The 290-nt window shown below is 60.7% G+C and carries 1 pseudogene; it reads right to left on the reverse strand.

From position 1 onward, the window contains the following. Positions 1-97: 97 nt before the first annotated feature. Positions 98-290 (reverse strand): annotated as a pseudogene (locus EN786_RS37190) (sugar ABC transporter ATP-binding protein); the annotation flags it as partial.

Genomic DNA, 290 nt, shown 5'->3' on the forward strand with positions numbered 1-290 from the left:
GTCTGGCAGTTCCTTGATGCGGCCGGCGCCGAAGCGGACGGTGGTCGGGTAGTTCCATTTGGAGATGAGCTTGGACATTGCTTGTCTTTCGAAACTAGAGGCCGCGCAACCGGTTGAACATCTTCTCTTCGCCGAGATAGAGGTTCTGCGCCACGGTCATGGACGGCACCAGATTGGTCTCCCGAAACACCATGGCGATGCCGGCGCGAAGCGCCTCGGCGGGGGTGGCGAAAGACACCTCCTTGCCGTCGAAGAACAGCTTGCCCTCGGTCAGCTTGAATACGCCGGCC

It is taken from the genome of Mesorhizobium sp. M4B.F.Ca.ET.143.01.1.1 (assembly GCF_004792275.1).
GTDB lineage: Bacteria > Pseudomonadota > Alphaproteobacteria > Rhizobiales > Rhizobiaceae > Mesorhizobium > Mesorhizobium abyssinicae.